Annotated in this window: 15 protein-coding genes; 14 read left to right on the forward strand and 1 reads right to left on the reverse strand. The window is 31.7% G+C overall.

Going from position 1 to position 10,716, the window contains the following annotated elements; genetic code table 11:
• Positions 1-2: 2 nt before the first annotated feature.
• The 14 genes from yhbY to Q0W95_RS02795 are packed head-to-tail and all read left to right on the forward strand — an operon-like array spanning position 3 to position 10,334.
• Positions 3-287 carry a ribosome assembly RNA-binding protein YhbY gene (gene yhbY / locus Q0W95_RS02730; RefSeq protein ID WP_297789730.1) on the forward strand — a complete coding sequence of 95 codons (285 nt, stop codon included), beginning with the start codon at positions 3-5 and terminating at the stop codon, positions 285-287.
• Complete coding sequence (nadD, locus tag Q0W95_RS02735; protein WP_297789733.1) at positions 287-883, forward strand: nicotinate (nicotinamide) nucleotide adenylyltransferase; 597 nt, start codon at positions 287-289, stop codon at positions 881-883. The genes yhbY and nadD overlap by 1 nt, the downstream gene beginning before the upstream one ends.
• Positions 876-1,442, forward strand: coding sequence for a bis(5'-nucleosyl)-tetraphosphatase (symmetrical) YqeK (gene yqeK / locus Q0W95_RS02740; protein WP_297789736.1), 567 nt, complete (start codon positions 876-878; stop codon positions 1,440-1,442). The genes nadD and yqeK overlap by 8 nt, the downstream gene beginning before the upstream one ends.
• Positions 1,435-1,743, forward strand: a complete 309-nt coding sequence (gene rsfS / locus Q0W95_RS02745) for a ribosome silencing factor (protein ID WP_297789739.1) — start codon at positions 1,435-1,437, stop codon at positions 1,741-1,743. The genes yqeK and rsfS overlap by 8 nt, the downstream gene beginning before the upstream one ends.
• 27 nt (positions 1,744-1,770) lie before the next feature.
• A complete protein-coding gene (locus Q0W95_RS02750; RefSeq protein ID WP_297789742.1) occupies positions 1,771-2,421 on the forward strand; it encodes a helix-hairpin-helix domain-containing protein in 651 nt (216 codons plus the stop codon).
• Between the two features lie 9 nt (positions 2,422-2,430).
• A complete protein-coding gene (locus Q0W95_RS02755) occupies positions 2,431-2,832 on the forward strand; it encodes an Rrf2 family transcriptional regulator (protein WP_297789745.1) in 402 nt (133 codons plus the stop codon).
• Between the two features lie 9 nt (positions 2,833-2,841).
• Positions 2,842-5,454, forward strand: a complete 2,613-nt coding sequence (gene alaS, locus Q0W95_RS02760) for an alanine--tRNA ligase (protein WP_297789748.1) — start codon at positions 2,842-2,844, stop codon at positions 5,452-5,454.
• Positions 5,455-5,463: 9 nt separating this feature from the next.
• Positions 5,464-5,724 (forward strand): IreB family regulatory phosphoprotein, encoded by a 261-nt coding sequence (locus Q0W95_RS02765; protein ID WP_297789751.1) that lies wholly within the window; start codon positions 5,464-5,466, stop codon positions 5,722-5,724.
• Positions 5,717-6,136, forward strand: a complete 420-nt coding sequence (gene ruvX, locus Q0W95_RS02770; protein ID WP_297789754.1) for a Holliday junction resolvase RuvX — start codon at positions 5,717-5,719, stop codon at positions 6,134-6,136. Before Q0W95_RS02765 ends, ruvX begins: the two co-directional genes overlap by 8 nt.
• On the forward strand, positions 6,129-6,371 hold the full coding sequence (locus Q0W95_RS02775; RefSeq protein ID WP_297789757.1) for a DUF1292 domain-containing protein: 243 nt from the start codon (positions 6,129-6,131) through the stop codon (positions 6,369-6,371). Before ruvX ends, Q0W95_RS02775 begins: the two co-directional genes overlap by 8 nt.
• Positions 6,361-6,798 carry a Fur family transcriptional regulator gene (locus tag Q0W95_RS02780; protein ID WP_297789760.1) on the forward strand — a complete coding sequence of 146 codons (438 nt, stop codon included), beginning with the start codon at positions 6,361-6,363 and terminating at the stop codon, positions 6,796-6,798. The genes Q0W95_RS02775 and Q0W95_RS02780 overlap by 11 nt, the downstream gene beginning before the upstream one ends.
• A gap of 2 nt (positions 6,799-6,800) precedes the next feature.
• The gene (locus tag Q0W95_RS02785; RefSeq protein ID WP_297789763.1) at positions 6,801-8,483 is read left to right on the forward strand and encodes a ribonuclease J; all 1,683 of its coding nucleotides are present in this window, start codon (positions 6,801-6,803) and stop codon (positions 8,481-8,483) included.
• Entirely contained in the window at positions 8,467-9,099 is a 633-nt protein-coding gene (locus Q0W95_RS02790; RefSeq protein ID WP_297789766.1) for an O-methyltransferase, read from the forward strand. The genes Q0W95_RS02785 and Q0W95_RS02790 overlap by 17 nt, the downstream gene beginning before the upstream one ends.
• On the forward strand, positions 9,099-10,334 hold the full coding sequence (locus Q0W95_RS02795) for a U32 family peptidase (protein WP_297789769.1): 1,236 nt from the start codon (positions 9,099-9,101) through the stop codon (positions 10,332-10,334). Before Q0W95_RS02790 ends, Q0W95_RS02795 begins: the two co-directional genes overlap by 1 nt.
• A 41-nt stretch (positions 10,335-10,375) precedes the next feature.
• Here Q0W95_RS02795 and Q0W95_RS02800 read toward each other — a convergent pair whose 3' ends face one another.
• Positions 10,376-10,609, reverse strand: a complete 234-nt coding sequence (locus Q0W95_RS02800) for an elastin-binding protein EbpS (protein WP_297789772.1) — start codon at positions 10,607-10,609, stop codon at positions 10,376-10,378.
• Between the last annotated feature and the right edge of the window lie 107 nt (positions 10,610-10,716).

Raw genomic sequence — 10,716 nt, forward strand, 5'->3', positions numbered from 1 at the left:
ATATGTTAACTGGTAAACAAAGAGCTCGTCTAAAGCAAGAAGCGCATGACTTTAAACCTATTATCAATATAGGTAAGTTCTCAGTAACCGATGAACTTATAAGGGCAATAGATGAAGCTTTAGAAGCTCGTGAACTTATTAAGATTAAGATTTTAAACAATAATATGGATGATCAGGATGAGATAATAGATACAATTATGGAAAAAACAAAGTCAGAATTTATATCTCACCTAGGCTCTATTATTACACTTTATAGAAAAAATAAAGAAAATAAATTTGAAATATAATGAGAATCGGACTATATGGTGGTACTTTTGACCCTATTCATACAGGGCATCTAATAGTAATTGAAAATGCAATTAATTTTATGAATTTAGATAAGGTCATAATTCTTCCTAGCTCAAATCCGCCACACAAAAAACACAAGAAAAAAACTGCGACAAATATTAGAGTTGAGATGGTGTTTGAGGCTATAAAGGATAATGATAATATTGTCCTATCTACTTTTGAATCAACTGACCAAACTGTCAGATATACTCACGAAACGATAGGATATTTCAAAGAAAAATTTCCTTATGATGAAGTTTTCTATATACTTGGTGAAGATTCTTTCTTAACTATAGATACTTGGAAAAATTATAAGGAAATATTGAATGAAAAGATTATAGTCTTTGCAAGAAGTAATATTGATAAAGACAGTATCTTGGTCAAAAAATTTGAAGAGATTAAAAAAGCTAATCCAGATATTTATCTAATAAACAATCTGAATATTAATATTTCGTCAACTTTGATAAGACAACTTGTCAAAGAAGGGAAAAGTATAAAATATCTAGTAAGAGATACTGTAAAATACATTATTGAAAATAGGGGTTTATATGTTTGATTACAAAAAATATGAGGAAAGATTAATATCAGATATAGGTATAAAACGTTATAAGCATTGTCTTAGGGTTATGGATTGTGCTATAAAATTAAGTGAAGGAAAAGAGGTTGATTTAGATAAGGTTAAAATCGCCTCTTTTCTTCATGATTGTGCAAAATATAATGAAGCAAAGTATATGAAAGAACTAGGAATAAATAAGTTTGATGAAATCGATGTAAATTTATCTAAACCTGTAATTCATTCTTTTTTAGGAGCAGAACTAGCAAAAAAAGTGTATAATATAAGAGATAAAGAGATTTTGGAAGCTATCAAATATCATACTACAGGCAAAGAAGATATGACTATTCTTGAAAAGATTGTATTTATGGCAGATGCTATAGAAGAAGGAAGATCCTACCCTGGTGTTGAAGAAATTAGAAAAAAAGCCTTCGAAGACTTAGACGAAGGCGTTCTAATGTGCTTAGACCACAATATTAAATTTCTGATTGATATTGGTGCTTTTATAGATCCTCTTACTCTAAATGCAAGAAATTATTTGATAAGGGAGAAAAATGGATAAAGTAAAAACTGTTTTAAAGACATTAGACGATAAATTGGCTGAGGATGTTAAGGTAATAAACCTAGATAATTCTTCGATAGCAGATACATTTATACTAGCAAGTGGTGGTAGCATTAATCAAACCAGAGCTCTTGCTGATTATATAGAAGATGATTTAGAAAAAGAAGGATATAAACTTATCTCTAAGGAAGGACTTAGAGAAGGGGAGTGGATACTCCTTGATGTTGGAGATGTTATTGTCCACATTTTTACACAAAAACAACGTGAGTTTTATGATTTAGATAATTTATGGGAGAGCTAATCTCTCATAAGTTTCTAGGAGTATTATATGTCTTATGATAAAAAGGATAAGATTATTTATGGACTTATAGTTGCTGTCGTTATCTTATTTGCTAACTACATATATTCGAATAATATAGGAGGGATTTTCGATAAGGAAGAACAGGTATCACTCCTAGATGAAGGAAACATTGATAAACAAAAGGATGAGGACGAAATTAAAAACTTAGAGGAAAAATCCCCAAAAACATCGGTTATGAAAGTCCACATAGCTGGAGAGATTAAGAAACCGGGTGTCTATGAAATTAAAGAAGGGGATAGGCTAGAGGACCTAATAAAGGTTGCTGGTGGTTTAACAGATGAGGCAGATGATGTCAATATAAATCTTGCCCAAAGATTAGAAGATCAAATGAAAATTTACATACCGAATAAAAATGATGAAAAGTCATTAAATACTAACAATCCTAATCAAACTAATGAGCCAGTAACTCCTGTAAAGGATTCATCCTCTGGACTTATTAACATTAATACTGCTAGTAAGGAGGAGCTAATGACTCTGCCAAATATTGGAGAAAAGCGAGCGGATGCTATCATTGAATACAGAAATGCTAGTAGATTCGAAAATATTGAAGATATAAAGAATGTTAAAGGAATAGGCGATAAATTTTTTGAAGCTTTAAAAGATTTGATTACGATATAGGTGAGAATAATGAAATTATCTACAAGAGGAAGGTATGGACTAAGGGCTATGTGCTACTTGGCGAGTAATGGAGAAAGAAGATACATTTCTGTGGCAGAAATGAGTGAAAAATTAAACCTTTCAGAAAATTACTTGGAGCAATTAATTAGACTATTAAAAAATAACGGACTGATAAAGTCCGCTAGAGGTCCTAAGGGAGGTTATAAAATTACAAGGGATATAGATGATATATCTGTCGGTGAAATTTTAAGAGTCCTTGAGGGGAATATAACCATGAGCGATTGCGTAAGTGGTGATCATTTTTGTGATGATAAGTGTGATGCTTATTATGTTTTTACTAGAATAGACCAAGTTATAAATGAAGCAGTAGACTCAATTAGTTTGAAAAATATGATAAATCAGGAAGTTTGAGGTAATAAGATGAAAAACTTAGGAATGAATGAGTTAAGAAGTAAATATTTGAAATTTTTTGCGAATGAAAATGGACACACTTTATTAAAGTCCTTTCCATTGATACCAATAGATGACGATTCGCTTTTGTTAATAAATGCTGGAATGGCGCCACTAAAGAAGTATTTTACTGGTGAGAAAAAAATGAAAAATAATAGGGCAACTTCTTCACAAAAATGTGTAAGAACTGCTGATATTGAGAGAGTCGGTAAAACTGAACGTCATGGTACTTTTTTTGAAATGCTTGGAAATTTTTCTTTTGGAGATTATTTCAAAAAAGAAGCTATTACTTGGGCCTATAGATTTTTGACTAAAGAGTTAGAAATTAGTAAAGACGACCTATGGGTAACTGTTTTTGAAGAAGATGAGGAAGCCTATAATATTTGGCATGATAAAATAGGAATTGACGCAGACAGGATTTTAAAATCTGGAAAAGAAGATAACTTCTGGGAACTAGAAGTTGGACCATGCGGACCTTGTTCTGAAATTTTTGTTGACAGGGGACCTAGTAGGGCTATAGATGAAAATGACAATAGACCAGGTAATGATGATTCAGATAGGTTCATGGAAGTTTGGAATCTAGTATTCACCCAATTTAACAAAGACGCTAATGGAAATTACACTCCACTTGCTCATCCTAATATAGATACAGGAATGGGACTTGAAAGAATAGCTATGGTGCTTCAAAATAAGGACAATATTTTTGAAGTTGACGTGATGGCAGCAATTATTTCTGAAATTGAAAAACTCGCTGGTAAGAAATACAAGGAAAATAAAAAGGATGATGTTTCAATCAGAGTTATAGCTGACCACACTAAGGCAATGACATTCTTAGTTTGCGATGGAGTTGTTCCTTCAAATGAAAAAAGAGGCTATGTATTAAGAAGACTTATTAGAAGAGCTTACAGACACGGTAAACTTTTAGGCATTGACGGTGAATTTCTAACAGCTATAGTTGATAAGGTTATTGACACCTATAAGGTTGAGTACGATGAGCTTGTTACTAATGCAAAAAGAATAAAAGATACTATTAAGGATGAAGAAGATAGATTCCAAAAAACAATTGACCAAGGTCTTGATAGACTAGAAGGTCTAATAGCTGATATGGAAAAATCCAACGAAAAAGTTCTTAGTGGTGAAGAAGCCTTTAAATTGTATGATACTTACGGATTCCCATTGGACTTAACCAAAGAGATTCTTGAAGAGAAAAACCTTGATATAGATGAAAAAACTTTTAACGACCAAATGCAAATCCAAAAGCAAACAGCTAGAGAAGCTAGAAAGAAAGATGCAGGTTGGTCTCTTGATAATATAAATACTGATGGTATTGCTAAAACTGAATTTATTGGTTATGATGATTTATCAATTGATGCAAAGATTTTAAATATATTTGAAGAAAATAGCGAAGTAACTTCGATTAGTGAAGGATTTAAGGGTATAATTATTAGTGATAAGACTTCATTTTATGCTGAAGGTGGTGGAGAAGTTGCTGATACAGGGCTTATTTCTTCTGATAGTTTCAAAGCAGAAGTTATAGATGTCCAAAAGTTGAAGGATATTTATTTCCATTATGTTGAAGTTGTGAGCGGAAAGATTAATGTAGGTGATATAGCGAGATTTAGTGTTGATAGATCCAGAAGATTGGATATCCAAAGAAATCACTCAGCTACTCACTTGTTAGATCAAGCACTTAGAGATATACTTGGTGAAGGAATTAAACAAGCTGGATCTTTAGTAGATGAAAACAAGTTAAGATTTGACTTTACCCATAATAAAGCCTTAACTAAAGAAGAACTTAGGTCTCTTGAAGATATTGTTAATAGAGAAATAGCTAAACAAGAATTTGTTAAAAAAGAGATTGTGGATTATAAAGAATCCGAAAAAATGGGAGCTATTGGACTATTTGAAGATAAGTACAAGGATAAGGTAAGGGTAGTTTCTATGGGAGATTACTCTATAGAATTGTGTGGTGGATGTCATGTAAACTACACAAGCGATATTTTGATGTTTAAAATAACCCAAGAATCATCAGTGTCTGCCGGCGTAAGAAGGATTGAAGCCATAACAGGTAGAAAAGCCTACGACTTATTAGTAAATTCTGAAAACACCTTAAAAGCAATTGCAAGTAAGCTTAACACAAATGTAAATACAATTTCTAGTAAACTAGATAGTCTTGATAAGGAAATTGATAACTACAAAAAAGAAATATCAAGATTAAAATCTACAAACGCTTCTGATATAATTGGAGAATTAAAAGATAGTGTCAAAAATGTAAAGGGTATAAATCTCTTGGTAAAGAAATTTGAAAATGTTTCAATGGATGAGTTAAGAGATTACGAAAATAGAATCAAAAACTCATTTGATAATTTAATAATAGTGTTCGCATCAGTAAGTGATAAGATTGTATTTACTGTATCTGTTGATGATAATTTAACTGATATGTATAATGCTGGGAAAATTGTTAGAGAGATTGCTCAAATTACTGGTGGAAACGGTGGTGGCAAGAAGAACTTTGCCCAAGCTGGAGGAAAAGATATTTCTAAGCTGGATTTAGCCTTAGAAAAAATCAATGAAATGATTTAAGGAGATATTATGACTGATAAGAATAACTTCAATGAGACCATGCTCTTTAAAAGAGATGACGACCAAGAAAAAAACATTAGAGAGATACTTACGACTGTTTACAAGGCACTAGATGATAAGGGGTACAAACCAAGTGGTCAAATCGTAGGATATTTATTATCAGGAGATCCAACTTATATCACAGCTCACAGTGGTGCTAGAAAACTTATTAGAACCGTTGATAGAGATAGAATTTTAGAAGAACTGCTAGAAGCATACATTAATGAGTAGAATAATGGGACTTGATGTCGGTGACAAAACAATTGGGGTTGCTCTAAGTGACCCTATGTTTTTGCTGGCACAAGCTAAAGAAACTATAAAAAGAAAAAAAGCAAGTGCAGATATACAAAGATTAGTTGAACTTATCAACGAAAATGATGTGAACCTTATTGTTGTTGGACTTCCCAAGAATATGAACAATACTATTGGACCTCAATCAATGAAGGTTATGAGTTTTGTTGATTTATTAAAAAAACAAACTGATATCGAAATTGTATATCAAGACGAGAGAATGACTACTATTCAATCAGAGTCAGTACTAATCGATATGAAGGTAAGGCGAGAAAATCGTAAAGAATATATTGATAAAATTGCTGCATCCTTTATATTACAAACTTATTTGGATAGGAGAAAAAATGGATAAAATCATTTTACTTGATCAAGAAAATAATGAAGTCGAATTTGAACTATTGGATACATTCGGAGTAGATGAGGCAAATTATGCTGCCTTAAAACAAGTGGATGATGATTTCATTCTTATGGTAGAGATTGTTGAGGAAGGTAAGGAAGTAACCTTTAAAACAATAGAAGACCAAAACTTATTAGATGAGATTATCGACCTATATGAAGAAATGAAAGAAGATTTAGATGAATACTGATCAGATTAGAAAGATTTTTGAAGAAAATAATCAAAAATTTACTAAACAAAGAGAAATTATCTTTAATGCCTTAAAAAATTCAGAAGCTAAGCATATTACGCCTGAAGAATTATTCGCATATGTACACCAGGAGCATAAGCAAGTAGGTATAGCGACTGTCTATAGGACTCTCAATATCTTTGATGAGCTTGGGATTGTTAATAAACAAGAATTTACTGACCAAGCCTATACTTATGAACTAATTGATCCGAAAAATGATCATCATGATCATATTATTTGTACTACATGTGGGAAAATCATTGAGGATGAATTTTTGTCAAAAGAAGAAATAAGAGATTCTCTTAAAGACAAGTATGATTTTGATTTAGATTATTATTCTTTAAGAATCTTTGGCACTTGCTCCGATTGCAAAAATAAAAAGGAGTAAAAATGCAAAATGAAAAAAAACTAAGAATAATCCCACTAGGGGGATTACAAGAAGTAGGAAAGAACTGTACCGTCGTAGAATATGGCAGTGATATGATTATGATCGACTGTGGGTTGACTTTCCCTGACGCAGAGATGCTAGGAGTCGATATAGTAATTCCTGACTTTACTTATGTAGAAGAAAATAAAAAGAAATTGAAAGGGATTTTTGTTACCCATGGCCATGAAGACCACATAGGAGCAATCCCTTATTTCCTCAAGAACATTGACACTAATGTTTATTGTTCTAAGTTAACTAAAGGTCTACTTGAAAATAAATTCAAGGAACATGGTCTAAATCCTAATAAAATCAAGATGGTTAATGTAAATAATACTGTAAAAGTTGGCAGTTTATCATGTGAATTTATTAGGGTAAGTCACTCTATACCAGATGCTTGTGCTATAGCTGTAAAATCACCAATAGGAACAGTTATTTTTACAGGAGATTTCAAGATGGACTTTACACCAATTGATAATGATCCCACTGATATCCAAAGACTTGCAGAATTAGGGAAAAAAGGAGTACTAGCTTTATTTGCTGATAGTACAAATGTCGAGAGAGAAGGATACTCAATTAGTGAAAAAACAGTTGGGGATACCTTTATCCAAATATTTGGTAGAGCTAAATCAAGAATTATTGTAGCAACTTTTGCTTCAAATTTACACAGAGTCCAACAAATAATCTATGCTGCAGAAAGATACAACAAAAAAGTAGCCTTATCTGGTAGGTCAATGATCAATAACGTTAGAATTGCTAGCGAGTTAGGATACCTAAAGGTTAAGAAAAATACATTAATTGATATGAAAAATATCAAAAATCACCCAGATGATGAAATTGTTGTCCTTTCAACAGGAACTCAAGGAGAGCCACTTTCTGCTCTAACAAGAATGGCAAATAAGGAACACAAGCAAATTAACTTGAATGAAACAGATACAGTAATCCTATCTTCATCTGCTATTCCAGGCAATGAAATGGCTATAAATAATACCATAAACAATCTCACAAAGATTGGATGTAAAATAATATACTCATCACTTGCTAAGGTCCACGCTTCAGGACATGCCTGCCAAGAAGAAATTAAATTAATGTATCAATTGGTTACTCCTAAGTACCTCTTGCCTGCGCACGGTGAGATAAGACAGCTTCAAAAGCACGCAGAAATAGCTGAAGATATGGGACAACCAAAGGAAAATATATTGATTGGTAAAAATGGTGATGTATATGAATTTACCAAGAAATATGGAGCTATAAATGGCAGAGTTCAAGCTGGCAACATACTTGTAGATGGTTCAGGAATAGGTGATGTTGGAAACATTGTATTGAAAGATAGAAAACACTTATCAGAAGACGGGTTGATGGTTGTTTCAATTACCTTTGACAAGCATACCCAACAACTCTTAGCAGGTCCAGAAATTGTATCTCGTGGTTTTGTTTATGTAAAAGAAAATCAAGATATTATAGAAAATGCTAAAGATATTGTATTAAGATCTATCAAAAAATGCTCTGATAAAGATATTAGAGCCCTTAGCCAAATCAAATATAAAATTAGAGAAGATCTTAAATCATATATATACAATGAGTTAGGTCGTGATCCTATGATTCTACCTGTAATCTCGGAATTAGAAACAAATGAGTCATATAAATAATGAATATATTACGTCATTTATTGAATTTTTATCAGAGGATATGGATTTTCTTGAGATAAGAAAATTTGCAGAAAAAAACCATGTTCCTATTATGAAAACTGAGACAAAGGAATTTCTTAAAAGCTTGGTTCTTATAGCAAAACCTAAGTCTATACTTGAAATTGGAACTGCTATTGGATATTCATCTTTAGTTTTTAATAAATATACAAATGCTCAAATTACAAGTATCGAGCTTTCTGAGGATATGGCAAAAATTGCTAGGGGTAATTTTAAAAAATATCAAGCAAATATCAATTTAATAAATGATGATGCAGAAAAAGCCTTGACTAAGATTAATCAAGGCTTTGATTTTGTTTTCATAGATGCTAATAAGGCTAATTACAAGTTTTACTTTGATTATGTAGATAAGCATTTGCTTAATAAGGGTGGAATCATAGTAGCTGACAATATTTTGTTTAGAGGTGAAGTCTGTAAAGATGACCTTATTGAAAAAAGAAAAATAACTATAGTTAAAAGATTGAGGAATTTTTTGGCATATATCACAAAAAGAGAAGATTATAATACTAGTATCGTCCCCATAGGTGATGGTTTAAGTATAAGTTATAAGGAGAATTGATGAATAAAAATAAAGTTGAATTGTTAGCTCCTGCAGGAGATATGGAAAGATTAGAAACTGCTATCAAATTTGGTGCAGATGCAGTATTTTTGGCAGGAGATAGCTTTGGTCTAAGAGCTAATGCTAAAAACTTTAACAAGGAAGAATTAACAAAGGCTGTAGAGCTTGCTCATAAGAATAAGGTCAGGGTTCATGTAACTATGAATATCCTACCACACGATGAAGACATGACTGGTCTTATTGAGTACTTAGAGTTTTTAAATTCTATAAAAGTTGATGCTCTAATAATTTCGGATCCAGGAATTTTTTCTCTAGCCAAAGAGCATACAAATATAGATCTTCATATAAGCACTCAAGCATCTGTTACAAATTCAGCAACAGTAAAGTTTTGGCATGATATGGGAGCTAAAAGAGTAATACTTGCAAGAGAATTGTCCCTTGAAGAAATCAAAGAAGTTAAGAAAAATGCTCCAAAAGATATGGAAATTGAGTGTTTTATCCATGGGGCTATGTGTATTTCATATTCTGGAAGATGCCTATTATCTAATTATATGACAGGCAGAGATGCAAATAGGGGAGATTGTGCCCAATCATGTAGGTGGAAATACTCTATCCAAGAAGAAACTAGACCAGGTGAATACTATCCTATAGAAGAAGATGGCAAAGGTGGCACTTTTATCATGAACTCTAAGGATTTATGTTTAATTGATGAAATAGATAAATTGATAGAAGCAGGCGTAGATAGCTTTAAAATAGAAGGAAGAATGAAAACAGCCTTTTATGTAGCAACTGTTATTAGAAGCTATAGACAAGCAATTGACGCTTATTATGAAGGTACTTTTGATAAGGAAGTAGCTAGTAAATACTATGATGAAATAACCAAAGCAAGTCATAGACATTTTACTAAGGGATTTTTCTATAAAAAACCTGACGCAAACGATCAAATTTATGAAAATTCTTCATATATTAGGAATTATGATTTTATAGGAACAGTTTTAGATTACGATAAGGACACAAAAATCGCAACTATAGGACAGAGAAATAGGTTTTTCCTAGGTGATGAAGTAGAAATATTTTCAAATTCTCCAGATTTTTATGAATTTAAAATCGACAATATGAAAAATAAAAAAGGAGAAGATATCGAAGTAGCGAATGTTCCTAAAGAAGAAATATTTATAAAGATCAATCTTCCACTTGAAAAAGGAGATATGTTTAGAAGAAAAATAGAAAATTAGTACTATAAAAGCCCAAGCAATTCTTGGGCTTTGTGTAAACATTAATCTTCTGAAGGGTTTTCAGAAAAATCTGCTCTTGTTCTACGTCCTTCTACACCTACATTAGAATTTTCATCAGCTTCATCAGTTATGTTTCTAAGATTTTCTTGGTCTGGACCTAATTTTTTATCTAAAGATTCACCGCCAGATTCCTTATTTTCTTCTCTTATTTTTTTGTCAAGTTCAGCATTTCCTCTGTATTGGTTTGCATTAGTTACTTTGTTTTCGTTAGTCATATAAATCTCCTTTTATATATTTATTTAATACTTACACTTATATTATAACAGATATTCTAAAAAATTTCATTATTATCGTTTTCAATAACTATTATAATATACTTAAA

Source organism: uncultured Anaerococcus sp., assembly GCF_947253225.1.
GTDB lineage: Bacteria > Bacillota > Clostridia > Tissierellales > Peptoniphilaceae > Anaerococcus.

Excerpts from the sequence above, each read along its gene's own strand:
- yhbY (WP_297789730.1), top strand. The coding sequence starts at position 3 with ATGTTAACTGGTAAACAAAGAGCTCGTCTAAAGCAAGAAGCGCATGAC.
- nadD (WP_297789733.1), top strand. The coding sequence starts at position 287 with ATGAGAATCGGACTATATGGTGGTACTTTTGACCCTATTCATACAGGG.
- yqeK (WP_297789736.1), top strand. The coding sequence starts at position 876 with ATGTTTGATTACAAAAAATATGAGGAAAGATTAATATCAGATATAGGT.
- rsfS (WP_297789739.1), top strand. The coding sequence starts at position 1,435 with ATGGATAAAGTAAAAACTGTTTTAAAGACATTAGACGATAAATTGGCT.
- Q0W95_RS02750 (WP_297789742.1), top strand. The coding sequence starts at position 1,771 with ATGTCTTATGATAAAAAGGATAAGATTATTTATGGACTTATAGTTGCT.
- Q0W95_RS02755 (WP_297789745.1), top strand. The coding sequence starts at position 2,431 with ATGAAATTATCTACAAGAGGAAGGTATGGACTAAGGGCTATGTGCTAC.
- alaS (WP_297789748.1), top strand. The coding sequence starts at position 2,842 with ATGAAAAACTTAGGAATGAATGAGTTAAGAAGTAAATATTTGAAATTT.
- Q0W95_RS02765 (WP_297789751.1), top strand. The coding sequence starts at position 5,464 with ATGACTGATAAGAATAACTTCAATGAGACCATGCTCTTTAAAAGAGAT.
- ruvX (WP_297789754.1), top strand. The coding sequence starts at position 5,717 with ATGAGTAGAATAATGGGACTTGATGTCGGTGACAAAACAATTGGGGTT.
- Q0W95_RS02775 (WP_297789757.1), top strand. The coding sequence starts at position 6,129 with ATGGATAAAATCATTTTACTTGATCAAGAAAATAATGAAGTCGAATTT.
- Q0W95_RS02780 (WP_297789760.1), top strand. The coding sequence starts at position 6,361 with ATGAATACTGATCAGATTAGAAAGATTTTTGAAGAAAATAATCAAAAA.
- Q0W95_RS02785 (WP_297789763.1), top strand. The coding sequence starts at position 6,801 with ATGCAAAATGAAAAAAAACTAAGAATAATCCCACTAGGGGGATTACAA.
- Q0W95_RS02790 (WP_297789766.1), top strand. The coding sequence starts at position 8,467 with ATGAGTCATATAAATAATGAATATATTACGTCATTTATTGAATTTTTA.
- Q0W95_RS02795 (WP_297789769.1), top strand. The coding sequence starts at position 9,099 with ATGAATAAAAATAAAGTTGAATTGTTAGCTCCTGCAGGAGATATGGAA.
- Q0W95_RS02800 (WP_297789772.1), bottom strand. The coding sequence starts at position 10,609 with ATGACTAACGAAAACAAAGTAACTAATGCAAACCAATACAGAGGAAAT.